The following is a 25,395-nucleotide window of genomic DNA, read 5'->3' on the forward strand; positions in this document are numbered from 1 at the left end:
CACCAGGACCACACTGGCACTCCGATGTATGAACTCTTGGGGGCAACCGAAGATAATGTCATCGCGCTCCGGATGCACAAGGGAACACGATCAGGGTACCAGGAGTTCTACGAGTTGTTAAGTGAGAAAACCATCCAATACGGGGCGATCCATGTCTACGAGGAGACCACTGACTGGACTGTGTGGACGTTCCTGACACACCTCGCCGGCCTGATTCCTGACCTACGATATGGATCGGAGTTCGCCATCGAGCGATACGCTGCAGTCGGTGACAACGTGTGGGCGAGGCTACTCTATGAATTGTGGAAGGTGATTCGTCCTCTCTGGCCCGTTGCACCGACGGAAATGCGGTATTTCGATGTCGATGACCGCGACGAAGCACTTCGCTGGGTCAAATACGGTGAGATAGTATGAGAATCTCTCAGGTTACGCGTAATCCCCAGAGTGTGGGGTTCATTCGTTTCTCGTCGGCGCTATAATCGCGACGGATTCCCAGAAAGTAGCGATACACGGAACGTTGACGATTGTCGTCTCTGCCCTCTTCCCATTTGCTGAAGAGCCATGGCTGCGGGAACACTATGGCGAAGAGTATGAAGCATTCCGTGAGCGGACCCCTCGGTTTGTCGGGTGGGATTTGCTGACCAAACTTTTGGGCGTGTCGTAGGACTCTCTCGGTTTCACTACATTCTCAGTCTGCTGGGCTGAAATCGGCAATTTCGCTGGAGCGTGTTGCTGATTCTATCGAGTAGACTAGACTCCCAGTGAACAAAGCAATACTCCCGGCGATAAAGAGTACACCTAGCGGTGATGCTGGGTCAACGAAGACCCAGTACAGTGGCGCCGCAATCGATGGCCCCGCTGCGAGAATCGCGATTTTCGCTACCAGCGGGCCACAGCACCCACAGGTACACGAGCCAACAACTGTCGCTGTGCCTGCAGTCCCCTCTGTAAGTCCAGCACTCTCCTCGATTCGCCAGTACCGAGCGATAATCCCTGCATTGAATCCGATGAGCGAACTCAGGAGACCAACAACTATCACCAGCCCTGGAGAGATTGCGAGGAAGAACGGAATGTGCGGCCGGACAACTTCGAGTGTCGGCCAAGAAACCAGTTGATAAATGACCGGTAAGACGACCAGTTTCGGCTCGTGTGGTAGCCCTTCTTCGGGAAATACGGAGAGATATCCTGTAATGAAGAGGAAAAACAGCCCAACGACGACCGCCACACCAATGCCGAAACGCCGGGCCACTGGGTCACGGAAGACGTCTCGAATAACGTGGGCTGCATCTTTTTTGAGGATATACCCAACAGCGATGGGGAGACTCAATGCCAGCAAGTATCCGAGGGGATGGGAGTTACTCGCTGGTCCTGGGATGAGATATGGGTAGGTCACCCACAGCCCCAAAATGAACCCAAGTCCGGTGTATCGAGGGCGCGTCCGCCATCTAAACCAACCGATTGAGAGACTCCCAATCATGATAGTAAGCCCGACAGCGAACGCTATCAAGGGGTACAACGACCGCGAAAACGGCATAGTCGCAGCCGAGTACTGGACATCAATCGAGAGTGCATCGAACAGAACAGCTCCCGTCGCTGCTGTTACGATACCGATAAAGACACCGGTGAGGGCCTGTTCGGGAGTGAGTCGACTATGTCGTTTGAATCCGACAGCTCCACCGACAATAGCAATCCCAACGAGGGTGAGCATGGCCCCATGTATCTCTGTGAGACCAGCGGCTCCGGTCACGCTATGTGCTGACGCGGTTGGGACCTGTGTCAATGCAATAATACAGGAGACAAGCACCGTGCCTGTCCGAACCCCGACGCCAGTCGAGCGAGTATTTGCTGACCCAGGTTGTATCTGCCACTGAGACCGGGTTCCCGTACTCATAGTACTATAGAATTTGGGTCCATCGTTTTGCATCCACTGGTACACCCTTCGAATTCCGTTGTCGTCGTCGGGATTTCTGAAACCACTCTGTCGATTCGCTCTTTTGCTTGCGATGCTTGTATGCTAGACGCTTGTATTTGCGTTTCATGTTCATCCGGAATCCATGAAGGCGATGAACTGAATGTGTTTGAGGAACCAAAACGGGAGGAATACACCGACCAGTGCAGCGAGTAGCACCGTCGTTGAAACTTGCCATACAATCTCTGCGATGACTGTTCCAAGAACTAGTACACCGTTGTACGCGATGGCGTTTATGACGATATCCGCTCCTGACTCAGGACGAGGCCAGTCGAGTACAGTGACTGAAATTGTGGGTGCCCGGCCCGTCCATATCACCAGTATGAGTCCTCCAACCCCACAAGAGAACCATGCCAGTACGGTTGGTGGCCACGAGAAGAGAATCGTACTGACGATAATCAGCAAAAGGACCGGAAGTACCGTTCCGACGATTTCGATGGCAGTGAACTCTCTAAACACAGAATAGTCTGTGCCACTCTGCTCAATCATAATAGGCGTTGCATCCATTGGAAGTTGGGTAAGTCCTATTCACTTCGTATCTCGACACTGGGGCTAGCAGCGCTGAAACTGCCAACATTTGTGCGCTATTCTCTATTTCGGCTATCGCGGTTCGGGTATATCAACGCATGGCGATGTCCTATGATGTGGGAAGCCGCACCTGTCTCATAATCAGGTACTGTATATTGACCAGTATGGAGCGCAGACAACTTCTCAAAACTACCGGCTTGTTAACGACCGGTGGAGTCATTGGCCTCGCTGGATGCAGCTCTGCGGAAGAAAACGGTAGCAACCGGACCAATACTAGAGAGCCGAACACTGTCCTGATGATTACTGAGGGCGGTGAGTACTATTTTGACCCAATCGGATTATTCGTCGAGCCTGGTGAGACTGTCACGTTTGAAATCCGGGGTGGCCGTCATTCAGCGACAGCGTACACTGAGGAGGCTACTTCGGCATCGGTAACGCGCATTCCTGCGGGTGCTGACTCTTTCGATAGTGGCACTCTCAATGCGCAAGGGGCCACATTTAATCATACGTTTGAAACAACAGGGACATACGATTATTTCTGTATCCCACACAAAACCATTGGAATGGTTGGCCGCATTGTGGTCGGTGAACCTGGTGGACCGGCTCAGGGGAGTATGCCACCGGACGGTTCTGTCCCAGAGAGTCAAACAATCGTTAATCAGGGCTCGCTATCTTATGAAGACTTCACCGGATGATGTACGGTATGACCGATAGCTTGTGTCGATTCACCGTGTAGAAGAAGGAGGCACATACGAGCTATCAGAATCCACCTGTCGAAGAAATATATGCACCTGCGAACTGTAATGCGTTGTACGCGCCGTGCATCAGGGCTGGGACGGTGAGATTGCCGGTGTACTCGTATGCGCCACCCAAGACCAGTGCCAAAATAAAGGCAATGGCTATGTAGACAAGTTTCCCCTCGCCCGACAACGAGAAGAGGTGGATTGATGCGAACAGTGCGCTTGCCAATATCACTGCTCTTGTGGGGTGGAGTGACTCTGCGAGTGTCCCCTGAACGAGTCCTCTGAACAGCAGTTCCTCACCTGGGCCCACTAACAGAAACGAGAGCGGGATGAGAATGAGAAACACGACTGGGTTCTGTTGACCGATGGTAACAACGGTGTTCTGCGCTGATTCGATATCCAGTATTGAGATTATTCCTGAGACTGACAACAGAAGAAGGATAAGAGCGATTGTCCCAACGACTGTGACTGCGATATCACGCTTATTGGGTACCGAAACGGGGACGAATCCGAATCCGAGCCCTCGAATTTTGAGATATACGAGTGCAAGGCCGCCAAAGGTGAGTCCCTGCAGTAGAACTGTACTCAGGAGTAGCCGTAGCGATGGCCGTGATGAGACATCGATTCCGACCACAAGCAGCACTGACGAGGCTCCAAGGACTACCATCGACCCGATAACGATTGGGACAAAAGTCAGTCCGATTGCAGTTGCGACAGAACGGATTCCTGTATCGAACCCGGATGTGTTATTCAAAATGCAACCCCACCATCTAGCAACTGCTTATTTTTGCCATGGTTATACATCTGGCGAGAATCATCAGTGACTCTGCTGTCAGCCTGTTTCTGAGACATTGTAATGCGCCGATAGCACGATTTTTGGGCCAACAAATTCAGTCAGTAATTCACAGTTCAATACTATAGTGGCACCTCGGATTCCTACCAACTGGGACACCGCCGCATGTTCATACGATACGGGCACCTTCTGTGTGATAAGGACCACCATGACTTCCGGAGGGACGTAACGATGTCTGATGATATCACTACACGGACCAGCGGTGACCGTGAACATGAGTCCCAGAAGCAGGAACCAGAGCGCGATGGCTCTGCCATCGAAGCCTGCCCAGAGTGTGGTGGTGGTATAATTGAAGACGAGGCTCACGGTGAACAGACCTGTGAGAGCTGTGGGTTAGTTTTCGAGGAAGCTCTCGTCGATCGAGGACCAGAGTGGCGAACCTTCGAAGCTGGCGACAACAGCAAAAAGAGTCGTGTAGGCGCTCCGACAACTAAGCTGATGCACGATAAGGGACTGAGTACAAAAATCAGCTGGCAGGACAAAGATGCCAATGGGGCAGCCATAGCTGCTCGGAAGCGGGCACGCTTACAGCGTCTTCGAACGTGGGACGAACGATTTCGGGCCAAGGACGCCACTGAACGGAACCTCAAACAGGCGTTCGGGGAAATCGACCGGATGGCATCCGCATTAGGTATCCCGGAATCTGTTCGTGAAACTGCTGGTGTACTATACCGGCGGGCAGCCGAAGAGGATCTACTCCCGGGGCGGTCAATAGAGGGCATGTCAACAGCAGCGTTGTATGCAGCCGCGCGGCAACAGGGAATGCCCCGTCCCCTTTCAGCGTTTGCTGATGTCAGTCGAGTCGAAGAGATTCGGATCCAACGGGCCTATCGATATCTCTCCCGTGAGCTCGGACTGACACTCGAACCCGAGGATCCTACGGAATACTTGCCTCAGTTCGCTTCTGCACTCGATGTGAGTGAGGAAGCACAGCGAGTGGCTCGCGACATTCTAGAAGTAGCGACTCAAAACGCGATTCAAAGTGGGAAGAGTCCAGCCGGATTAGCGGCCGCAGCATTGTATGCTTCTACCCACCTTACGAACGAGCAGTTAACACAAGAGACTGTGAGTAACGTCTGTCACATCTGCCAGACGACTATCCGGAGTCGCTATCAAGAACTCCTCGAAGTATACGCGGAACATCAATAACAGTGCCTGCATGTTCGAGACCCTTTCAGCGACTGAACACACCGAGTTGTATCGAATACACCGATGGTCGATTAGCATTCAATACCGCCATAACAAAACTCACATCTTCTCTCGCAAAAAAACGAGGCAGACAGCAAATGGGTGACAATCCGGGTTCTACCGTCGACACACCCCCTTTTCAGGCTGTTGTTGACGCGTTAGATGACCCAGATTGTCAAGCAATCCTCCGTGAAACAGTTGACCCTATGACTGCAACAGAACTTACCGAAGCGTGTGACATCCCTAAATCAACGTTGTACCGAAAACTGGACCTATTGAGCACGGCATCTCTCGTTCGAGAACGGGATCAAATAAATCCTGGTGGTGGGCGTGTCACGCAGTATGAACGGGACTTCGAGGATATCACCATTTCCATGACCAAGTCTGGTGAGTTCTCCGTCGCTGTTGACAGAGACCAGCGGACGACGGACGAACGGCTTGCAGATATCTGGTCCAAGATGGGTGACGAGCTGTGAACGCTGTTTTGACCGCAATTGCGGCCGTGAAGTTGGTGATTTTGCTCCTTGGTGGCGCAATTACCTATATTGCGTTTAGGGCTTATCGGCATACTAATTCCCCCTCGTTACGAGTGCTCGGTGTCGGATTCGGAATTATTACCTTCGGAGCGTTTCTCTCGGGTATCGCCAATCAGTTCTTTGCCGTCTCACTTGCAGTCGGCGTGCTCGCAAATAGTGTCTTCGTCGCTGCTGGTCTTGCTGTAATCATGTATTCACTCTACATCCAGCAGTGAATTTTCTCGGCGACTGGATTGAGCTTAATAGGTTTCATCCCCGATGATGTTATAGAACGATTCCCAAGGTGTTGTTTGCATCCGCAATTAGGTGAACTAGCTATTAGAACGAGCATGCGAACCTGATGCTGGCACAAAGTGTTTATCGACGAATCCAGACATTATCTCTATGAGCAGATTCAGCCCGGTCGTCTGGGGAAGCGTTCTCCTCATGCTCGTTATTCTCGCGTTCACGCTCTATCGGTTCAGTAGAAGTAGAGTCGCGTAGAGCCGACGCGTGTGGACAATAGGTCAACTGTATCGAACGATTCGCAATGCGAACACTACAGTGTGTGGAACTGTTCTATAACACTCTTTACATCTCTTACTTAGCGAGGTCTACTTGATGAGAACACACAATCAAGGAGTGGTAGTTCAGGATTATTCGATGTCCTTTGAAGATGAAGTATCTACACTTTCCGGGGTGTTATTTTGAGTGTCTCCTCCTTTTTCGCTCGGTACTTTTGCTAACTCGCCCCATCCTGATATTTCCCATTCTGGGCCGTCTTTAGCTGATGAGTCGGCAGTTGTATCTTCGTTTTTAGAACTATCGCCCGTCTCTCGACCTGCCGGCCCAACGAGTTCTACCGGTCGGAGCCAGACAACCCATATAATGCAAACTGCGACACCATAGCCGAGTATCCACACAAAATCGGCCACTAAAGGGAGATTCGCCTGCTCCATGGTGTAGACTAGCAGTCCCGAACCAGCGACGACTGTGGCACTAAGCAGGACAAGAAATGGTCCGTAGGGGAGTCCAGATTGTTCATCGGCAGTGGGACTCTGTTCGGTGTCTTCGGATGTGCTACTCATCGGTGTGAACCTCCGCTGGAAATCGTTTCAGCCCCGCTGTCTTCTGGTGGACGAATTCTGGAGAGGCGCATTGCATTCCCGGTGACGGCAGTCGTCATTCCTGCATCGCCGGCGAGCACTGCCAACCAAATTGGGACGTAACCAAACGGTACTGCCAATGCCAGTGCGGCCTTGACTCCGAGACTGGCCCAGATGTTCTGCTGGATAACGCCGTTAGCGTCATTGGCCAGTTCGTAGAGATACGGCAGCTTGCCCAGATCATCACCCATTAGTGCGATATCGGCCGTCTCCAGTGCCGTGTCCGTCCCAGCGGCGCCCATAGCGACGCCTACGGTAGCGGTGGCTAGGGCAGGGGCATCGTTTACACCATCTCCAACCATCGCGACACCGTCGTGCTCATCGGTGAGTTTCTCGATCGCAGTGACCTTATCTTCCGGAAGGAGTTCTGCGTAAAACTCGTCGATACCCACCTGCTCGGCGATAGCCTGTGCAGTCCGCTCATTATCTCCCGTTAGCATCACTGTTCGTTTGACGCCGAGGTCTTGGAGTCGGGCTATCGTCTGTTTCGCTGCTGGCCTGACTTCGTCGGCGACGGCGATGAGCCCTTCTAGTTCTTCGTCTGTCCCGACAAGCACCACAGTCTTCCCTTCACTCTGGAGTTCTGGGACCGTCTCTTCCAGCAAATCGAAGCAATTATGCCGGTCACATAGTGACTGGGCTGTGTCGGTAACCACGCCCCCATCGGTGGTCGCGTGAACGTGTGACAGATCGAACTCAAGTTCTTCAAACAGGCCGGGCTTCCCGGCAAAGTGATCGGTCCCGTCAAGCTCTGCCCGAACCCCCTTACCGGTGATACTCTCGAAATCCGAGATTTCGCGCTCTGCGACGCTTGCACCGTCTGCTTCCGCGACTATTGCTTCTCCGATAGGGTGCTCGCTACGTTGTTCAAGGCCACGGGCACACCGAAGGACGTCGTCCTCGGAATTTCCATTGAGGGGGATGACATCAGTTACCGTGAGTTCTCCCTTCGTAAGTGTCCCCGTCTTATCGAATGCGACGGCGTCGACTTCGCCCATTGCCTCGAGATGGTTTCCGCCTTTAATCAGCACGCCGTTCTTCGCCGCGCTCGTAATGCCCGAGACGACCGAGACTGGCGTCGAGATGACGAACGCACAGGGGCAGGCGAGTACGAGCAATGTAAGCCCGTAGACGATAGCTGTTGGCCACGTCGTGCCGAGAACGTAGGGGCTCCCAATCGTGACGAGGATAGCAAAAGCGACGACAGCAGGTGTGTAGTACGCGGAGAATCGCTCGACGAACTGTTCGCGCTCGGTTTTGTTCGACTGGGCGTCCTCAACCATCTCGACGATACGCGAGAGGGTATTATCGCTCGCCGTAGCGGTGACTTCCACTTCGAGATACCCCTCTTCGTTGATTGTCCCGGCGTACACCTCTTCACCCTCGCTCTTATCCACTGGAACACTCTCGCCAGTGATTGGTGCCTGATTCACCGCACTCTCCCCGTCTACGACCGTGCCATCCATGGGAATCTTCTCTCCTGGCCGAACGACGACGATGTCACCGACCGTTATTTCCGCAACAGGGACAGTCTCTTCGCCCCCGTTGCGTTTGACGACCGCTTCATCCGGAGACAGATCCATCAGCTCTTGCAGCGAGTTGCGGGCACGGTCCATCGAGTAGCGCTCGAGAAGTTCGGCCACGCTGAAGAGGAACGCAAGCGTCGCTGCTTCAAAATAGAGACCCTCCCCGAATGCAACACTTGCCACCAGGGCACCCAAGATCGCAATGGACATCAACAGATCAATGTCGAGGTTCCTATTTCGCAACGAGTAATACCCGTTGCGGAGAATTTCGTGGCCACCGAGCGCAATCGCGACAAGAAAGAGGGCGTCAGCTAACACCAGGTCGCTTCCGAGGAGGCTCGCGACCTGTATATTCTCCCCGGGTAGGAAGAATTCCAGCAGGAGTCCACCGGCGAGGAACACACCACTAATCCACGTCTTGATAGCCCGGCGGCTTCGCCAGATACTGTCACCAGATTCGCTATTATCTTTGTTACCCTGCTGTGCGGTCGTATCTGTAACTTCGTATCCTGCGCCCTCGATGGCGGCACTGATGTCTGAACCCGTCACGGTTGCAGAATCGTATGTGACTGTGATTTTCCCAGTCGTCGGGTGGGGTTCCGCCGTTGCAATGCCGTCGAGACTGTCCAGTGCCTTCGTGACCTTCTCCGCACAGGACGGACAATCCATTTCTGGGACAGAAAACTTCTCCGTGACCTCGTCGCTGTTTTCGACAGTGTAGCCAGCTTTCTCGACGCGCTCGGTGATAGCCTCCGTCGACGTGATGTCGGCCTCGTATGTTACTGTGAGAGTTCCTGTCGTCACCTGTGGCTCGATTTCTTTGATTCCCTCGACCTTGCTAACACTGTTTTCAACTTTCCCCGCACACGACGGGCAGTCCATATCGGGCACTGAGAGCTGTGCCACACTTCCATCATGGGCTATCGAAGGATCCGATACTTCATCTCTCTCTGAATGTTCACGATCAAAATGGTCATGTGAATGATCGTGTTCATGCGAGTCGTCTGTTTCATCTGACTCGTCACTGTTCTCGTCTGATGAGGTCATTAGCGAATTCTAGACAATCGTATTTTATTAAACTAGCTGTTATAAAAGCCGCATATGACAATAGATACTATTAACAATATGCGCATAAGTTAATAATACAGCCATCGATAAGATCTCGTTTTCGAGATTCCGTGTTCTCCGTCGCTATTCCATCGGTTGGGTCGTTCGTTCAGACGTCCTCTCGGACCGCTGCAAAGTTACAGTTAGTCGAGCACTGGCAAGGACAGAACTACCGATCGCTTCGACGGCGTCGTCATGTTTCGTGCCCGCCTCGATATCCAATATCTCACCGAGTGCATAGAGTTGGAATCGGTGCTCGTACGGTTGGCCGGGCGGTGGACACGGTGCTTTGTATCCTACTTCACCGCCACGCTGTCGACCCTGAGGAGCACCACCCAGTGTCTCTACAGTCGGTGTCCGCGGTATACCGGCGGGGATCGTGGTCCGCTCAGGAGGGATATTCCATATCGACCAGAACACTGGCTCATTTATCGGCCCACGGTCGTACTCTCCGGTAATCGCCAGTGCCGCTGTCGGATCCGGGTGATTCCGTATCTCGAACGGGGGTGACTCTCCAGCCCCATCACACGTGTACCGGGCTGGGAGTGTCCCCCCGTTTTCCATGGCAGGACTCGAGATACTAAATGAGCGTTGCGTATCGGTTGTTCGACTTGCACATCCAGCGATCAGTCCTGTAATTGAGGCGCTGGCCGTCTGTATCAGTCGTCGTCGAGTCAGTTTCATTGTATTGTCGTTTTAGAGGGTTCTGTCGTATGTATCAGGTCAGACAAGCGCGTAAACCATGAGCAAGCAAAAATACAGCAGTATAAGCACACCAAGAGCTCGGAGGCGGAATCGTCCGAGTTCTCCTTCCTCTGCCTCGTACGCTGTCTGAAACGCTGAAATATGCTCCTCAGATAATTCGTTAGGATGCTCTAGCCCCCGGTGTAAGTCTAGCCACTCCTGCTGGCTGAAAGGACGACCGCAGTACTCACACAGATGGGGCGATTGGTCCTCTCCGATTGTATATTCGTGATTGCTCATATGTATGGAAGTGCCACCTCGGGGCGAGTGATGACCCACAGACTGGTCATCGTGTAGAACACCATCACCGCGATAAACGGATACTGTGACCTGATCGCCTGAATCCGACTGGGGAACAGGTCATAGGCCGCCGCATGTGCGACCCAGATAGCAACTAGATGGCCAATAACCACGGCCGCAATACCAACTCCACCGAACCAACTTGGCGGTTGATATACTGGGACTGTGCCGGGATCTGAAAACGGTGAGAGGAGTGCCAACCAGAGAGCTGGTGCGAGTTCAAGAAAATACCCGAGATAGTGAGCGAAGTGATACCCAGCAGCAATTGCAAGCAATGGTGGAGCAAACTGAACTGCCACCATGCGTGACTGGAGATAGGTCTCTGCAGTTCGTCGACTGAGTTCAACCGCGATGAGGTAGATTCCAAAGAAGAGGCCAAAGCCAGCGAGGAGCGCTACCGGATACAGTACTTGTGGAGGGAAACCACCTGCGACAAGAGGTTCCGTCAGGGTACGCCACCCAGGTGTCGTAACGAATCCGTCGAAGGTTGTCCCCCACAGCAACGCTATAATAAATGCGACTTCATCGAAATCGTCTACCAAACGGGGAACGGAAAGGTCCATACCGAACAACCGAAATTTAATTTTCCGTCCAGTTTTTCCGATGGGTGCCACACGACCGTAGTAGCGGAATACTCTCTCTACGGGATCCGCCTTGTCAAACCACGTGTCCCGTCCAAAGATAACGACACCAAACAGGGTCACTACGCTGTACGCGACCACAGCGGTAGCGAGTAATTGTGGGTCAGCAGCTAATGGACTTATGACCTCGATCCAGATTAACGCCAAGAGTCCAATTACGCTAGGCCATGCCCCGTACGAGTCGGGATAGCGTCGATTTAGTGAGGGCAGCACCAGTGCGATGGTAGAAAGTGGGTTGAGAGTCTGCCAAGTGTTCCCAACCAGATAGCTTGTCATCGCTAGTCCCGCCCACCAGCCAACCCACACAAGAAGTATCGCCGCATTGGTTTGTGGTGTGGAGGGACCGATGAATCCGATGACCAGGACAGTAACATAGCCCACCAACCCGAGTACACGACCCGCAGTAACAGCCACGTGACTGTTCTCAGCATGAATCGGGAAGCCCCACTGATGGAGCTGTCTGATAAATTGTCTATCTGTCACAAAGGAGGCTAACAAAAAAGATGCCCCGACTGCCGCTCCGCCCGTACTCAGAAACAGCCATGTCGGAACGCGTATGGGTTCACGTGAACCACTTGAGAGACTTGCTCCGTGAGCAGAGACTGTCCCAGCTGCAAGAATTAAGAGCAGGACGCTCACAATTAGTTGCGTAATCCGTTGCTGGTTTTCTCTCATCATTGGTGTTGATATATTCTACTGGGACTCATCAATCGAAACGTGCATATCTCACAGCAAAAAGATTCGAGTGTTTCACGCAGTCTATTATTTTTTACAGCGGTACTTTGGCCCAACAGTTTGGTCGTCATGTGTCGCGTTAGATAGTCCCCTGTGTAGTGTTGGATTCGTCTTGGCTACATCCGACTTTGGACATGTTCGGGAGATATAGTGGTACCAAATAAAACTCTCAGGCGGATTCCCACCTAATGGGACAGCGAGCTCAAGCAGGGGCTGGATGTATGAGTACGCCGAGGGAAGTGGTTCATCCCGAGTGACCTCGCAGTTGATACATCAACCACTATCGATTCATCCAACATCACACTAAAGGGGCTGATTGGGGGGTTTCCGGTACCAACCACGCCGGGACGACTCGCGTGAGGACCACCATACCCGTCAGCTCGACGAGCGTCTGAGTAACGACCACCGCTGGTGCGAGCCCATAGCCCGATGGCAGCGCGAGCGCCAGCGGAAGAATGACAAGCGAGTTCCGTGTGACAGAGGTGAACACGAGGGCCCGGCTCTCGCCAGCTCCCATCCCGAGCACTCCAGCCACTAACCGACCGAGCAACGGCATAATGACCAGAAACGCAACATAGATCGGGACGACCGACGCGATCTGTCCGATTGAATCCTGGACGCGCGGCAGTTGGGAGGCGATCACGACAAACAGTGTTGCCCCCATCATCGGAACCGGAAACCAGCCCATCGTGTTCTGCCACTGAGCGCCGCGCTCGGACCGGTCAGCCCAGTATTCAGTCGCCCATGCGAGCGTCAGCGGCAGCGCGATAATGACGACGAACGCCTCGATGAACGGCCCTGCCTCGATGAATTCGGCCACCTGCTGGCCCATGAACAGCCAGAGATACAGCGGGAGCAACAACAGCTGGATGAGCATCAGCGCCGGAGTCGCGGCAGTAATCTGTTCGGCGTCACCGCCGGCAAGTTCGGTGAACGTAATGACGTAGTCGATACACGGCGTCAACAACACCATAAACGCGCCAACGAGAATCACCGGCTCCTGTGGCAGGAACTGCGTGAGGCCAAATACGACGACCGGCACGACCACGAAGTTTATCCCGAGCGCAGCCGCCATGAACCGGGCGTTCCGGAAGGCCCGCCGGATTTGGACAAACGGTATCTCGAGGAACGTGACGTACAACAGGACAGCCAACACGGGATTGATGAACGGTTCCAAGAGAGAGCTCGCGCTTGGAAGTCCGAGGCCGACTCCGATCGCTAGTAAGACGGCAACGAAGTAGATACCGACTTGATTGTGCTGAACCCACTGTTTCGAGAGTCGTGTCATAGATTGATTTGAATCATTAGCGAATCATGATTCCCAGAGCGGTCACTACCCCGAGGACAACCAAGACCGGTACGGAGACGGATCGAACGAATCGTTTGCCTCCGGCAGACCAGTCAGGATATCGAACACTGATACCCGACGAAGTGCAAAGACCGGACTAGCACCGGTGAAGACGTCTTAGAGCTCACTCATGTGCTGAAATATTAAGAAGACAGGCGTAAGTTTCCATTGATAGCCACCTCACAACTGTCAGTATAGACCAATGGTTCGTATTCGGGACAGGAGGAATGAGTCACAGATGCGACAGATATCATAGACTTCACCGTAAACGAGTCAACTCTAGCTACACTTCCAACACTACCCATTTCCGACCCGAGAGTGAACAAGCAGCTATGCCCGGCGATTCCCATTCGAACGGTGTCCGCGTCTGGCTCGTCGAGCGGACGTATTCCGACGACGAGCAGAACCTTATCATCCTCACCTATGCGACCCCAGACGGCGAACAGTACTACCGCAAGGAGCGGGCGCTCACTTCCTTCACCGACGTCCGCGACACGACGGCTGCCGTCGATACCGAGCCGGACAATCTCGGTTCGGTCAACGATGCCGATCTGCAGGAGCAGTACGCCGCCGAGGCCCAACGAATGCAGGAGGTACACGACCCCGACGACGTGATCTGACTCTAACCAGTACGATGGAAGCTCCGAGCCGACGTGTTATATCCAGCCACCCTTTACGTGTGAGTATGCGCGAACTCGTCTTCGCCCTCGAATACGAGCCGGGGTGTAACAGGGTCGCGGACGCCCTCGCCGACCATCCCGACGCCCGCGTCCGCTCGCTCTCGCTGCACGCTACTGCCGAGCAGCTCTGGCGAGTCGACCACGCCAGCGGCAGCCCGGACGCACTCGACGCCATCGAGGATGCCTTTCTCACCAGCGACTACTACGCCGACTGTTTGGCTACCGAGGATTGCAGTGCAACCCAGACCACCCGCGTCCTCGATAGCACGGACGACACGCTAGTTCTCTACTCCGACTGGGAGCGAACCCCCACCTGCGCGTCCGTCCCCCACATCGCCCGCGACCACCTCGGTGACGGCGTGCTGTTCGAGACTCGTCACGAGGGCCGCCACTACACGTGGCGGCTCATCCACTCCGGAGAGGGCGACATGGCCGCGTTCTTCGACGCCCTCAAAGTCGCCGTCGGAGACTGCGCTCAGATGGAGATGCTCCGAACCGCGGAGACGACGGCGTCGATGGGGGGAGCTGACGAGAAGCATGGCGTCCTGTCGCCGGAGCAGGAGGCTGCACTCCAAGCAGCCGTCGAACACGGGTACTACGAGTCGCCCCGAGAGGTCGATGTCGGCACGTTGGCCGAGCATCTCGACGTGCCGCGGTCGACGCTCACCTACCGACTCCGTCGGGCGGAAGAACACTTGGCGAAGCAGCACGTCGCCGGCGAACAGTCGCCCGAAGAGACCCCGGCAACACGCTGATTCTCGGTTTGGAATATTCCAATTAAGGCTTATCGAACTGACGCCCCTACAGTGAGGTAATGACAGAGAATCCGAACGCAGCGGGGGACGCGAGCGGGGACGGCCAGCGACGGGAGCTGACCGCTCGCCTCGTCGTTCCCGAGATGGACTGTCCGTCCTGCGCCCAGAAGGTCGACAAGAGCCTCCAGCGCGTCGACGGCATCGTCGACGCCACGCTCCAGCCAACGACCGGCACGGCCAACATCACGTACAATCCAGATCGCACCAGTGAGGCCGACGTGGTCAACGCGATTGAGTCCGCCGGCTATGAGGTCGTTGGAGGGTCAGATTCCGATAACGGTGAGCAAGAGGAGGAGGGCGACGGCGTCGACATCGCGCCGCCGTCGGAGGTCTGGACGAGTCCGCGCGCGAAGAAGACGTGGTTCGGCGCGGCACTCGTCACGTTCGGCCTCCTCTTCGAGTTTCTCCTAATGACACAGAACGTCGCGGTGGCGAGCGTCCTCGATTACCCGCTTCATGTCGCCGACGTCCTGTTCCTCGGTGCCGTCGCCGCCAGTGGCATCCCTGTTGTCCGCAGCGGGTACTACTCCGCAAAGAACCGGAGTCTCGACATCGACCTGCTGATGGGGACGGCGATAATCGCCGCGACCGGCATCGGTTATTTCGTCGAGGCGGCGACGCTGGCCGTCCTATTCAGCATTGCCGAGCTGCTCGAAGACTACGCGATGGATAGGGCGCGGGACTCCCTGCGCGAGCTGATGGAGCTGTCGCCCGACGAGGCGACCGTCGTGCGCGACGGCGAGGAAGTCACAGTGCCCGCTGACGAGGTGGAGGTGGGTGAGACCGTGGTCGTCCGCCCCGGCGACAAGATCCCGCTCGACGGCACGGTCACCGACGGCGAGAGCGCGGTCGACCAGTCGCCGATCACCGGCGAGAGCGTTCCCGTCGACAAGACGGTAGGTGACGAGGTGTACGCCGGCGCCATCAACGAGGAGGGCTACCTCGAAGTCGAAGTCACGTCGACGGCGGGCGACTCGACGCTCTCGCGCATCATCGAGATGGTGCAGGGCGCACAGACGAAGAAGACCGACAAAGAGCAGTTCGTCGACCGCTTCTCGGGCTACTACACGCCAGTCGTGGTCGTGCTTGCAATCCTGACCGCCGCCATCCCGCCCCTGCTCATCGTCGACCCCATCTCGGTCGACGTGGCCGGGTACGGGTTCAGCTTCGCCGGCGACTGGCAGACGTGGTTCATCCGCGGACTCACCTTGCTGGTGATCGCCTGCCCGTGCGCGTTCGTCATCTCGACGCCGGTATCCGTGGTGTCGGGCATCACCAGTGCCGCAAAGAACGGCGTCCTGATCAAGGGCGGCAACTACCTCGAGGCGATGGGCGAAGTCGACGCCGTCGCGCTCGACAAGACGGGGACGCTCACGAAGGGCGAACTCGCCGTCACCGACGTCGTCCCGATCGGCGGAACCACGGAAGACGATCTGCTCAGTCGTGCTGCCGGGCTGGAGCGGCGCAGCGAGCATCCCATTGCCACGGCGATCATTGCCCGCGCCGACGAGGCGGGTTTGGCCGATTTGCCCGACCTGAATGCCTTCGAGAGCCTCACCGGGAAGGGTATCCGCGGGCAGATCGACGGCGAGACGTACTACGCGGGCAAGCCCGCACTCTTCGAGGAGTTGGGTTTCGACCTGGCTCGGGCACGCCGCGAGACGGACGGTGGCGTCGTGGCGGAAGAGGCGGCCGAGTCCGACGATGGGGCGTTCGCTGAGGGCACGCTCGCTGCACTGGAGCGTGAAGGCAAGACGGTCGTCCTCGTCGGAACGGAGTCGGAGTTGTTGGGTGCCATCGCCATCGCCGACGAGGTACGCCCGGCCTCGAAGCGAGCCGTCCAGCGCCTGCAGGAGCTTGGTGTCGAGCGCGTCGTGATGCTGACCGGCGACAACGAGGGCACCGCGCGGGCCATCGCCGAGGAGGTCGGCGTTGACGAGTACCGTGCCGAACTTTTGCCAGAGGAGAAGGTCGACGCCGTTGAGGAGTTGCAGACGGAGTACGGCGAGGTGGCGATGGTCGGCGACGGTATCAACGACGCGCCCGCGCTCGCCACCGCGGAAGTCGGCATCGCGATGGGTGCAGCTGGCACCGACACCGCACTCGAGACCGCCGACATCGCGCTGATGGGCGACGACGTCGGGAAACTGCCGTACCTCTACGAGCTGTCACACACCGCCAACGGTGTGATCCGGCAGAACATCTGGGCGAGCCTCGGCGTGAAGGCGTTGCTTGCCGTCGGTGTGCCGATCGGGCTCGTCAGCGTCGCCGTCGCTGTCGTCGTCGGCGACATGGGAATGAGCCTCGGCGTCACCGGGAACGCGATGCGGTTGTCACGGATCGAGCCCGACCGGTCCTACGACACCTGACGTCCACCTTCACCTATCAAATAGGTCGCGGCGTGCAGCGAACCGATTCACAATGACGTGGATCGACACGCTAGGCACATTTACAAGCGGTTAAGCGAATGCCCCGAGGCTTGATCCCGAGGCGATTCACTGGGGCGCAAAACGAGGTTTGGCCTGTATTTGAGACTGGCCACTCGATATACTTGTGTGCGAACTGGAGCGTGAAACGTGGGGAGAACGCTGACTCATCGAACATGGCTCGGTGTGCTGAAATTTCGACCCGTGCTATTCAGACACCGGTTTCCCCACTCCAGTATCCGAGAATCGACCAGAAAGAGAATCACAGCCTTTGCAGTGCTCTACGGTGCGATTCTCTAAAGTTAAGACCCATCTTAACCCACGCATAACCAACTAGTCTCTGGTCAGAGAATCTATTGTGGCATCCAAGTCTTTTCTCCGTATATTCTTCATCATCATAATCGGTTTATCCAGTATTGGTTTAGCCTACGGATATACGCTTGGCGCAACCAACGATACCTTCGAGAGCCATCTCACGAACCAGGGGGTTGCGAACCCACAGCAACAGGCCGTCGAACCTCGCGACAATATTACTGTCGTCGCGACTGATTCAAATTCGTGGCGAGGTGAAGCGAGTAGCGGGCCTCGTGCCCGAGCAGAACTTGTCGCATTCAACCCGGACGGAAGTATCCTCTACTACAACGACTCACATACGCGGTACTGGGACGTCGATCCGGTACCTGAAACGAGAACCACTGTAGAGTATATGTTCGCAGACCACCTCGAGCCGTCGGCCTGTCCAAACACCACTAATTTTGTCCAGCGCCGGGTTGACGAGGAAGTCTGGAACGAATATGAGGCTGCTCGCTCGACCGACGCTTGCACGCGCAACGGATACGAACGCGTCAACTTGACGACCGGCGAGGTAACGCGCGTCTGGAGCGAAACCACCCCCGGGAAGGAAGCAACACGCTACCACGATGCCGACCGGCTCAACGAGACACACTTGGCCGTCGCAGATATCTACCTCGACCGGGTATTCGTTGTGAATACCACCTCCGGCCAGACCGAGTGGACGTGGAACGCCAGTAGCGCATTCCCCAGAGAAACGGGTGGTCCATACCCTGAGGATTGGACACATATCAATGACATCGAAGTGCTCGAGGATGGCCGGCTCATGGTGAGTGCCCGGAACCAGGACCGGGTCGTGTTCCTCAACCGGAGTGGTCTCATCGAAGGATGGACGCTCGGCGAGGAGGACAACTACAGTATCCTCTACGAACAGCACAATCCGGATTACATCCCCACTGAGCGTGGCGGTCCCGCAGTCCTCGTCGGAGATTCGGAGAACAACCGTGTCGTTGAGTACCAACGAACGGGAGACAGCTGGGAACAGTCGTGGGTGTGGCGAGACACGCGGATGCAGTGGCCACGGGACGCCGACCGGCTCCCGAACGGTCACACTTTGATTACAGATTCGAACGGGAATCGTGTATTCGAAGTTGACAAACAAGGTGAGGTGGTTTGGAGCGTCAATATCGCTTTCCCATACGAGGCGGAACGTCTCGGGACTGGAGACGAGAGTGCCGGTGGGCCGAGTGCGACGCAAGCGAATCTTGACTCACGAACAGGCAGTTTGCGTGATAGTTTACTTATCATTGCTAAACAGCTCATTCCCGGGAAATACTTGAATGGTCTTATGTACATCACACCGGTCTGGATGGGATTTCTGGAGGTCCTCGAACTCGTGGTCCTCCTCACTAGTTGCCTGCTGTGGGCTGGGATAGAGATAGTCTGGCGACGACAATCTTAACAATTCCAACTTCCAGCTCTGATTGATCTCTGGATAGCACGGTTTTGACTGTCAGAACTAGAAAATGAATGGAAAACGTTGATTTTCCATGTCTAATATATCCCGGTTCACAACAAGCTTGATTTTCACACGACCAGGATCGACCATCTCTCAAGGGACTGTATGACTACCCGAGGAGCACTAGATATGTCACGGTGTACGCGGCGGCCGCGAGCGTAATGGCAGCAAGCGCAGTCGCAACAGCATCGATCAGCTGAATCGATCTATCTTCTCGCCAACCCGAACGACTCGGAGTGCCGATAAAACCGACTGTGAGGACGGTGAATACGAAAGGTGATGCTGTCTCAACAGTCGGTACGGGAATCGCGAAAATCGCACTTGCGTAAGCAACCCCGAGCGCTGCACGCCGGTTGATGTGCTGTTTGAGGCGCCATCCTCGCAGTTGTGCAACGACAAAGAGTCCCATCCAAATAATCGTGAGCTCAATGAAGAAGGCGGTGAGAAGATGTAGTGTCGGATCGGGGTTGAGGATAATCTGGCCGTTCAATACACCGGATTCGGTAGGAAGTGGATAGAATAACGCCGGCGACGGGCCGGCTAACACATCTCCGAACGGGTGCGATAAGAGCCCGAGGGCTCCAGCACCGAGAACGGCTCTCGGGCCGAGACCGACGCGCTCGGCAAATGTAACCAACCCGACTCCAGCAAGAACGAACACGGCGACCACAGCGCCCGGAGCTATCCCGCCGACGACCGTCACGATGAGGACCAGGCCGCCGAGGATGAGGCCACCGAGTGTGCCGGCCCCAGAATTGTAGCCATCGCGAGCGCGCCAAGCGGCAAACCCGATTGCTGCGAAGACACCGACGATCAGCGAGTGGGTGGCCCCGCGATGGATCTCGTTTGCGATAGCCCAGAACGCGTCGGAGGTTACGAAGGCGCCTTCCAGGCTTCCGACAAGCCCAACTACGGCGTACAGCATATCAATATCTGGGAGCGTCGCGAACGAGCCAGCCACCGCCCCGACCGCAAGCGCGCGCTCTTCTGGCCATCCCCGCCATACGGCGACACTCGCCGCTATGGCGAACGCAGCCAGAAAATGTCCGATGAACATACCATTTGTACGTCGTCACGGAAGATAAGTATAGTATGAGTGAGTGCCTCAACCATATGTGTAATAGGGACGACGACGGCTTGGAGAATTGAATGTCGGTTGTCCGCTTACCTCACTCGCACTGTCCCGACCATTCCAGACCCCTCATGTGGGATACAGAAGTACCCGTACGTTCCCGGCTGATCGAACGTTTGCTCGTAGCTCTCTCCCGGAGCGATGAGCCCCTCGGAGACCCGGTTCCTCGCGGCACGCTCTGACTCGAAGCCACCACTTGCGAAGTACGCCGCCGCGTCTGGAATCTCGTCTTCATACGCCGTAACCGTGTGCTCGATCTCACTCTCGTTCGTCCACGTAACCGACCCACCAGGTTTGATCATCGCGGTCTTCGGGTCAAATTTGAGGTCGCCGGGCATCGTGACGGTCTGTACCGACGAGGATTGTCCACCCAAACACCCAGCCGTGCTGAGCGTCGCCATGGTGGCAGTGCTGAGTCGTAACACCGTTCGCCGATCGTAGATTTCGAGTGACATTGTAACAGAAATGGGTAGTGCTTATTAGAGCGCCACGAAAAGGTCGGTCACGTACATAATGCCGAGTCCGAGCAGAAATGCAAGCAGATTCGTGGCACTGGCCACGCGACCCCCTGCATCACGAACCATGCTCGCAATCTCCCAGTTGACCTGCAGGATAGCGCCAACACCGATCGCGAGGAAGAAGGCGCCGATCGTCGGTGAGTAGGCGAGGCTGCCGATCCAGCCACCGAGGATGACGGGTGCCCCGGCGATGACGCCGAGCGCGGCGAAGTGCTTGAGCGCCGGACGTTCCCCGCGGGCGACCGGCGCAACGACAGCCGGACCTTCCGTCACGTTGTGAAGCATGAACCCGATTACGAGGAATGCACCGAGTGACACACGTCCGAGTGCAAACGAACTCCCGATAGCAAGCCCCTCCGCGAGGTTGTGCAGGCCGATTCCTACCGCGACCAGATAGGCGATCCAGAGGCCGCTGCTCGCCCGGCTATCACCAGCGGCGACGCGGCCCTCACGCCACGCGCTGATCGCCTGGACGAGGAGAAGAGCGCCGAAGATTCCGAAGACGACCAAGAGGTTACCCTCGTACGCGCCTGGAACCCGCTCGGCGAGTTCGAACGCCTCGAACCCGGCGTCAAACGCCAAGAAGCCCAGTACGCCGGCCGCAAATATGAGCACGGCGTGTAGCCACCGATCGCTCATCGTCTTGATGTAGGGGAACCAGAGCATCCCCAAGGCGACCGGGATTACGCCGACGAACAGCCCGATGACTGCCAGCGTTCCGAGCAGACTGAGACTAAACCCGGGTGACTGACTCGGAGCGACGATCGTGTTATGGAACGTCGCCCCGTCAGACAGTACGAGAGCGACTTCGAGATCCCATCCCGGATTCCAGTGATACGGGATCACAATCTGTGCGCTTTCCATCGGGGCGAGCGTTTGGTCACCACCAGCTCCTTCAACCCGGAAATCCCAGTAGGCTTCGTCGACGAGGACCTGTGATATCGTCACGGATTCGGGCCCGTTGTTCGTCACGTGCAGTACGACCGTTTCGTCGCTCGGAAGCGTCGTATGCGTGACCGTCACGTCTGGGAGCGGGGTGCCGCTCTGAACACCGGCGAGCGGTGATGTGAACGCGAATAAGCCCAGGACGAGCACGAGCAACACGATCGGGAGTAACGCGCTGACCCATCGCGGAAGCCCGAGCGGTTGTATGCTCTCGTTCTCGGCTGGTACACCACCGTCCGTCGTCGAATCTCGTGTCTTGTCCGTCATATTAGACCACCTCGAAGAAACTCATCCAGCCGAGTTCGGCGAACTCGGACTGGTGGGCGTGGAACATGTACAGTCCTGGCTCGTGGTTGGAGTAGTCCATCTCGATGATGCCGCGCTGTGCTTGGCACTGCATAATCGTGTCCACGGTTTTGCTCGTCGGCGTCAGCGTTGTCCCGTGGTCGTAGTAGTCGAAGAACTGCGAGTGCGTGTGGAACGAATTGATGAGATCGAACTCCGTCGCATTGGAGAGGTACACGCGCTGGCGTTCATTCTTGTCGATTTGGATGGGGCGTTTCGTCTCACCCGCCGTCCAGTTGCCCTGTCCGTCGGTGTCACCGACTCCATATCCGAACGCCCGTGTGTTCGCCGCGTAGACCTCGTTTCCGCCGTCGAAGTTGGTATCGAACGAGTTCATCACCATCACCATCTCGTTCACGGCGTCGTTTTCGGCGTACTCGTGATTCCGGCTCTTTGCCTCTTCGACGAGCTGCGCCCGGAAGTCGTCGGTAATCGGACCGGGGTAATTGACGTAATCGCGTGGGTTTTCCCTGACGCGGTCGGGGTCCGGATCAACGATGATCGTGCCGTAGAGTCCGCGATGGATGTGCTCTTTCAGGGGGAGCGAGTGGCAGTGATAGAAGTGCGTACCGGCGGGCTGGGCGATCCACTCATAGGTGAAGGATTCACCCGTATCAAGGACGCCGGGGCCGTTCTGGGGAATCCCGTCCATTCGCGGGTTGAGGTTCTTCAGGTGTGGATGAATCGTGTGCGCGTGTCGTCCGAGATTCGTAAACTCCACGCGAATCAGGTCGCCCTCGACGGCGCGGATCGTCGGACCCGGCACTTGGCCGTTGTACGCCCACGCTTGAAACTCGACGCCCGGCGCGATAGTTATCGTCGTGTCGACGGCAGTGAACTCGAATTCCCGTACGGTTCGGCCGTCCTCTTCGTAAACCTGTTGAGGAATGTTATCCTGCCCACTCTCTCCTGTATTGAACGCGGTGAGAAACTCATGCGGATCGAAATTCAAATCTCGATATTCGCCCACCGCACCGAAGTTACCGTGTTCGTCTTCATCGTCGTGACCGGACGAGGCACTTGCTCGGGAACTCCCCAGTCCAACTGCTGCACTCCCGGCAACACCGAGACCGCCGAGGACGGTGCGGCGACTGACGTTCGTTTCACCGGTGAGTGATTCGACCAGTCGCTCTTCGAGGCGTTCTGTGACCTTCGCTGCGCTGTTGTAATCTATCGATGGCATGATCTCCTCCGCTGGTCAAGCCTTAGCATAGCCATGTACGCTTATTCCTCGCCCAACATATAAATTAGACCCATCTAAAGTTAGAATGAGTCTAAACTAAAACTCGGTCTGATGGGCCTCAATATGTTTGGTTTGAAGCCCCAGTGAGAGTGTGACCGGTAGACCCGAGTTTTGAACTAGCCCTGAAGCTCGCCACCGAATTCGATTATCAGGTCGAGGACCTGTTCTGGTGGGGCTACCTCAACCGTGACCTCAGGATACTCGACCCTGCTGCTGTGTACGGCCAACTTCGTAATTTCCCTCCAGTAGCGTCTCGACGAACGGCGAACTGTCGAACAGTTCCTGAATGTGCAAGACGCCCGCTGGTTGTGACGATCCCACCAGTTCCGATGTAACTTGAACTGCAACGAGTGCCGTCGCGCGGGCCTGGTCTGGCCCACGAACCCATTGTTCGATGCGGCTGAGGCGACCGTTCTTCGAGCCGCGAACCGCCGTCTTGATGACCGATTCGTCGGAACCAACCGGAAGGGTGTCGGCCAGTTTCACGATAATGTTGACGCCGAGCATCGACACGACCGGCTGGAACAGCCCAGTCCGACGTAACGCTGCCAGGTAGCGGGTGACAACACGAGAGTCGTAACAGAGTCGGCTTTCCACCGTGGGGATGTCCGTAGTCCGGGCGAGCACCTGTTGATCCGCGAGATTCGCTCGATACGCCCGCCGTCGCCCCCACTCCGGAATCCTGACCATTCGCGGCTCCGTGAGACCAGTCACAGAAATTGATTGCTCGGAATTCTGCACTGAAAAGCGCCCGAACGCGTCTTCGACGGTCCATTTGATCGTATCCGGGCCGAATGCTTCGCCGAGACCGAGGAGCAACGTGATGTCGGCCCTGTCGACGGTATCGAGTTCGGCAGCCGCATCGGAAACAAACAGGTTTGTCATTCCTGGGGACAGACCCACGCTGAGGACAGCTGTAGATCCGTTCTTACGGGCGATGCCATCGGCTGTTTCGATGTCTCGGAGAAGTGAATCGTCCGGTGAGATGTCGACGTAGTCGATACCGCGCTCGAAACAAGATCTGGCGAACGTGGCGTCCGCTGCATCGAGACACATGACGACCGTTCCGACGCCAGCGAGGGACTCATCGAATGACTCCTCGTTCACGTCGAGCGTACGAGCATTCACTCCTGCAATAGTGTCGGCGAAGCGATGTGCCTTTTCGGGGGAACGGCCAGCCGCAATAACCTCTTCTGACACGCTATTGGCCAATTCATTACAGACCGTGCGGCCGATGGTCCCGTATCCGCCGACAACGAGAATCGCGTCACCGGTAGCAGTCATACTCCCAATTTAGGACGGTTGCTAGTAGCTTTAATCCCGAGTATTCTTGGAGTATATATAAAATCTACTTAGTCACCGAGATACTGGAGCAGGAATTTTGATTCGATGCGCTGGAGCTGTTCAGAGATCGTCGCCGGGGACCGATAGACTTCGGTAGCGATCTGTTCGTGCGTCGTTTCCCGTGGGACTTCGTAATACCCGACCTCGACGGCAACCTCGAACACGGTCTGTTGCCGATCAGTCAACAGGCCCGATAGCCCAGGCCGTTCGGGGACGTATTCCCCGACTTGTTCGGGATGCAATTCGATTCCGTGGGGCACCTCTGCAGAGATAGCAGTAATCGCGGACTCGGTGCCAGCCACTGTGAGTCGAATGCCACGCTTGCCATAGTTGTCTGTGTACTCTATCGGTGGCACGACGATGAGTGAGTATGCGGCGAGGACATCGAACATGCTCGTCATTGACGGCGACGGCTGGTACTCAAGATACACCAGTCCAGTTTCTTGTGTAATTTCGAACTCTAGCACTGTCGCTTCTTCCGAGAGTTCGCCAGCGGTATTATCGATTGTCTCCGATGTCTCCTCTAATCGCTCAACTGCAGCGATTTTATGAACCGTCTCAGTCTTGCAGATATCACTAGCGAGCAGCTCACGATTGTTACTAAAGGGTCTGCGACCGGCTGAGGCGGTACTTTCTCTGCACGGAAAGCAGATCCAGGGATGATCCACAGGGTTGGCTCTGTACTCCCGAACTCCGAAGTAATCAACTTCCCACAACTTCGGAGGATGGATTTGATGCGTGCCTTCTATTCAAAATATCTAGAACTGAATCAAA

The 25,395-nt window shown here is 56.0% G+C and carries 23 protein-coding genes; 9 read left to right on the forward strand and 14 right to left on the reverse strand.

The genetic code is table 11. The features are described 5' to 3' along the window. Nucleotides 1-24: 24 nt before the first annotated feature. Nucleotides 25-414, forward strand: coding sequence for a SpoIIAA family protein (locus tag EGH21_RS17360; protein ID WP_220619734.1), 390 nt, complete (start codon nt 25-27; stop codon nt 412-414). Between the two features lie 274 nt (nt 415-688). Here EGH21_RS17360 and EGH21_RS17365 read toward each other — a convergent pair whose 3' ends face one another. Further along, nucleotides 689-1,708, reverse strand: a complete 1,020-nt coding sequence (locus EGH21_RS17365; protein WP_220619735.1) for a hypothetical protein — start codon at nt 1,706-1,708, stop codon at nt 689-691. 333 nt (nt 1,709-2,041) lie between these two features. Next, a complete protein-coding gene (locus tag EGH21_RS17370) occupies nt 2,042-2,458 on the reverse strand; it encodes a hypothetical protein (protein WP_220619736.1) in 417 nt (138 codons plus the stop codon). Nucleotides 2,459-2,793: 335 nt separating this feature from the next. Between EGH21_RS17370 and EGH21_RS17375 the strand changes: the two genes are divergently transcribed. After that, on the forward strand, nt 2,794-3,192 hold the full coding sequence (locus EGH21_RS17375; RefSeq protein ID WP_236035639.1) for a plastocyanin/azurin family copper-binding protein: 399 nt from the start codon (nt 2,794-2,796) through the stop codon (nt 3,190-3,192). Between the two features lie 64 nt (nt 3,193-3,256). On the opposite strand, the gene EGH21_RS17380 is transcribed toward EGH21_RS17375, so the two are convergent. Further along, complete coding sequence (locus tag EGH21_RS17380) at nt 3,257-3,907, reverse strand: CPBP family intramembrane glutamic endopeptidase (RefSeq protein ID WP_220619738.1); 651 nt, start codon at nt 3,905-3,907, stop codon at nt 3,257-3,259. A 357-nt stretch (nt 3,908-4,264) separates the two neighbouring features. Between EGH21_RS17380 and EGH21_RS17385 the strand changes: the two genes are divergently transcribed. From EGH21_RS17385 to EGH21_RS17395, 3 genes are all read left to right on the forward strand, one after another. Next, nucleotides 4,265-5,242, forward strand: coding sequence for a transcription initiation factor IIB (locus EGH21_RS17385; protein ID WP_220619739.1), 978 nt, complete (start codon nt 4,265-4,267; stop codon nt 5,240-5,242). Nucleotides 5,243-5,379: 137 nt separating this feature from the next. After that, nucleotides 5,380-5,757, forward strand: coding sequence for a winged helix-turn-helix domain-containing protein (locus EGH21_RS17390; protein ID WP_121512959.1), 378 nt, complete (start codon nt 5,380-5,382; stop codon nt 5,755-5,757). Continuing rightward, nucleotides 5,754-6,032: a DUF7521 family protein gene (locus tag EGH21_RS17395; protein WP_121512958.1), complete on the forward strand. Its 279-nt coding sequence runs from the start codon at nt 5,754-5,756 to the stop codon at nt 6,030-6,032. The genes EGH21_RS17390 and EGH21_RS17395 overlap by 4 nt, the downstream gene beginning before the upstream one ends. 420 nt (nt 6,033-6,452) lie before the next feature. Here the strand turns inward: EGH21_RS17395 and EGH21_RS17400 are convergent, their stop codons facing one another. The 5 genes from EGH21_RS17400 to EGH21_RS17420 form a co-directional block, all read right to left on the reverse strand. Next, complete coding sequence (locus EGH21_RS17400; RefSeq protein ID WP_147439938.1) at nt 6,453-6,884, reverse strand: DUF7996 family protein; 432 nt, start codon at nt 6,882-6,884, stop codon at nt 6,453-6,455. Then, nucleotides 6,881-9,535 carry a heavy metal translocating P-type ATPase gene (locus EGH21_RS17405; protein ID WP_220619740.1) on the reverse strand — a complete coding sequence of 885 codons (2,655 nt, stop codon included), beginning with the start codon at nt 9,533-9,535 and terminating at the stop codon, nt 6,881-6,883. Before EGH21_RS17405 ends, EGH21_RS17400 begins: the two co-directional genes overlap by 4 nt. A 144-nt stretch (nt 9,536-9,679) precedes the next feature. Further along, nucleotides 9,680-10,279, reverse strand: coding sequence for a YbhB/YbcL family Raf kinase inhibitor-like protein (locus tag EGH21_RS17410; protein ID WP_220619741.1), 600 nt, complete (start codon nt 10,277-10,279; stop codon nt 9,680-9,682). Between the two features lie 296 nt (nt 10,280-10,575). Continuing rightward, a complete protein-coding gene (locus EGH21_RS17415) occupies nt 10,576-11,922 on the reverse strand; it encodes a hypothetical protein (protein WP_417936052.1) in 1,347 nt (448 codons plus the stop codon). Nucleotides 11,923-12,313: 391 nt separating this feature from the next. Continuing rightward, nucleotides 12,314-13,303, reverse strand: a complete 990-nt coding sequence (locus tag EGH21_RS17420) for an arsenic resistance protein (protein ID WP_220619743.1) — start codon at nt 13,301-13,303, stop codon at nt 12,314-12,316. Between the two features lie 392 nt (nt 13,304-13,695). Here EGH21_RS17420 and EGH21_RS17425 point away from each other — a divergent pair, with 392 nt between their 5' ends. The 4 genes from EGH21_RS17425 (at nt 13,696) to EGH21_RS17440 (ending at nt 19,037) form a co-directional block, all read left to right on the forward strand. Continuing rightward, nucleotides 13,696-13,983 carry a DUF7967 family protein gene (locus EGH21_RS17425; protein ID WP_220589750.1) on the forward strand — a complete coding sequence of 96 codons (288 nt, stop codon included), beginning with the start codon at nt 13,696-13,698 and terminating at the stop codon, nt 13,981-13,983. 65 nt (nt 13,984-14,048) lie between these two features. Beyond that, nucleotides 14,049-14,798: a helix-turn-helix domain-containing protein gene (locus tag EGH21_RS17430; protein ID WP_220589749.1), complete on the forward strand. Its 750-nt coding sequence runs from the start codon at nt 14,049-14,051 to the stop codon at nt 14,796-14,798. A gap of 59 nt (nt 14,799-14,857) precedes the next feature. Continuing rightward, a complete protein-coding gene (locus EGH21_RS17435; protein ID WP_220589748.1) occupies nt 14,858-17,227 on the forward strand; it encodes a heavy metal translocating P-type ATPase in 2,370 nt (789 codons plus the stop codon). 415 nt (nt 17,228-17,642) lie between these two features. Further along, nucleotides 17,643-19,037 carry an arylsulfotransferase family protein gene (locus EGH21_RS17440; protein WP_220589747.1) on the forward strand — a complete coding sequence of 465 codons (1,395 nt, stop codon included), beginning with the start codon at nt 17,643-17,645 and terminating at the stop codon, nt 19,035-19,037. Nucleotides 19,038-19,203: 166 nt separating this feature from the next. Here the strand turns inward: EGH21_RS17440 and EGH21_RS17445 are convergent, their stop codons facing one another. The 6 genes from EGH21_RS17445 to EGH21_RS17470 all read right to left on the reverse strand — a co-directional run bounded on the left by EGH21_RS17445 (nt 19,204) and on the right by EGH21_RS17470 (nt 25,289). Further along, a complete protein-coding gene (locus EGH21_RS17445) occupies nt 19,204-20,151 on the reverse strand; it encodes a metal-dependent hydrolase (RefSeq protein ID WP_220589746.1) in 948 nt (315 codons plus the stop codon). Nucleotides 20,152-20,258: 107 nt separating this feature from the next. Next, complete coding sequence (locus EGH21_RS17450) at nt 20,259-20,681, reverse strand: cupredoxin domain-containing protein (RefSeq protein WP_220589745.1); 423 nt, start codon at nt 20,679-20,681, stop codon at nt 20,259-20,261. 24 nt (nt 20,682-20,705) lie between these two features. Further along, nucleotides 20,706-21,956: a ZIP family metal transporter gene (locus tag EGH21_RS17455; RefSeq protein WP_220589744.1), complete on the reverse strand. Its 1,251-nt coding sequence runs from the start codon at nt 21,954-21,956 to the stop codon at nt 20,706-20,708. A gap of 1 nt (nt 21,957) precedes the next feature. Further along, the gene (locus EGH21_RS17460) at nt 21,958-23,217 is read right to left on the reverse strand and encodes a multicopper oxidase domain-containing protein (protein WP_220589743.1); all 1,260 of its coding nucleotides are present in this window, start codon (nt 23,215-23,217) and stop codon (nt 21,958-21,960) included. Nucleotides 23,218-23,469: 252 nt separating this feature from the next. After that, nucleotides 23,470-24,561: a saccharopine dehydrogenase family protein gene (locus EGH21_RS17465; protein ID WP_220589742.1), complete on the reverse strand. Its 1,092-nt coding sequence runs from the start codon at nt 24,559-24,561 to the stop codon at nt 23,470-23,472. A gap of 68 nt (nt 24,562-24,629) precedes the next feature. After that, entirely contained in the window at nt 24,630-25,289 is a 660-nt protein-coding gene (locus tag EGH21_RS17470; protein WP_425433312.1) for a helix-turn-helix domain-containing protein, read from the reverse strand. Nucleotides 25,290-25,395: the final 106 nt, after the last annotated feature.

This window comes from Haloarcula rubra, from assembly GCF_019599465.1.
Taxonomy (GTDB): domain Archaea; phylum Halobacteriota; class Halobacteria; order Halobacteriales; family Haloarculaceae; genus Haloarcula; species Haloarcula rubra.

What these genes read in the sequence shown, in the direction of transcription:
- EGH21_RS17450 (WP_220589745.1), bottom strand. Translation starts at nt 20,681, where the DNA reads ATGTCACTCGAAATCTACGATCGGCGAACGGTGTTACGACTCAGCACT.
- EGH21_RS17410 (WP_220619741.1), bottom strand. Translation starts at nt 10,279, where the DNA reads ATGAAACTGACTCGACGACGACTGATACAGACGGCCAGCGCCTCAATT.
- EGH21_RS17445 (WP_220589746.1), bottom strand. Translation starts at nt 20,151, where the DNA reads ATGTTCATCGGACATTTTCTGGCTGCGTTCGCCATAGCGGCGAGTGTC.
- EGH21_RS17360 (WP_220619734.1), top strand. Translation starts at nt 25, where the DNA reads ATGTATGAACTCTTGGGGGCAACCGAAGATAATGTCATCGCGCTCCGG.
- EGH21_RS17380 (WP_220619738.1), bottom strand. Translation starts at nt 3,907, where the DNA reads ATGGTAGTCCTTGGAGCCTCGTCAGTGCTGCTTGTGGTCGGAATCGAT.
- EGH21_RS17460 (WP_220589743.1), bottom strand. Translation starts at nt 23,217, where the DNA reads ATGCCATCGATAGATTACAACAGCGCAGCGAAGGTCACAGAACGCCTC.
- EGH21_RS17435 (WP_220589748.1), top strand. Translation starts at nt 14,858, where the DNA reads ATGACAGAGAATCCGAACGCAGCGGGGGACGCGAGCGGGGACGGCCAG.
- EGH21_RS17400 (WP_147439938.1), bottom strand. Translation starts at nt 6,884, where the DNA reads ATGAGTAGCACATCCGAAGACACCGAACAGAGTCCCACTGCCGATGAA.
- EGH21_RS17425 (WP_220589750.1), top strand. Translation starts at nt 13,696, where the DNA reads ATGCCCGGCGATTCCCATTCGAACGGTGTCCGCGTCTGGCTCGTCGAG.
- EGH21_RS17370 (WP_220619736.1), bottom strand. Translation starts at nt 2,458, where the DNA reads ATGATTGAGCAGAGTGGCACAGACTATTCTGTGTTTAGAGAGTTCACT.
- EGH21_RS17405 (WP_220619740.1), bottom strand. Translation starts at nt 9,535, where the DNA reads ATGACCTCATCAGACGAGAACAGTGACGAGTCAGATGAAACAGACGAC.
- EGH21_RS17375 (WP_236035639.1), top strand. Translation starts at nt 2,794, where the DNA reads ATGATTACTGAGGGCGGTGAGTACTATTTTGACCCAATCGGATTATTC.
- EGH21_RS17390 (WP_121512959.1), top strand. Translation starts at nt 5,380, where the DNA reads ATGGGTGACAATCCGGGTTCTACCGTCGACACACCCCCTTTTCAGGCT.
- EGH21_RS17365 (WP_220619735.1), bottom strand. Translation starts at nt 1,708, where the DNA reads ATGCTCACCCTCGTTGGGATTGCTATTGTCGGTGGAGCTGTCGGATTC.
- EGH21_RS17465 (WP_220589742.1), bottom strand. Translation starts at nt 24,561, where the DNA reads ATGACTGCTACCGGTGACGCGATTCTCGTTGTCGGCGGATACGGGACC.
- EGH21_RS17430 (WP_220589749.1), top strand. Translation starts at nt 14,049, where the DNA reads ATGCGCGAACTCGTCTTCGCCCTCGAATACGAGCCGGGGTGTAACAGG.
- EGH21_RS17385 (WP_220619739.1), top strand. Translation starts at nt 4,265, where the DNA reads ATGTCTGATGATATCACTACACGGACCAGCGGTGACCGTGAACATGAG.
- EGH21_RS17420 (WP_220619743.1), bottom strand. Translation starts at nt 13,303, where the DNA reads ATGACACGACTCTCGAAACAGTGGGTTCAGCACAATCAAGTCGGTATC.
- EGH21_RS17455 (WP_220589744.1), bottom strand. Translation starts at nt 21,956, where the DNA reads ATGACGGACAAGACACGAGATTCGACGACGGACGGTGGTGTACCAGCC.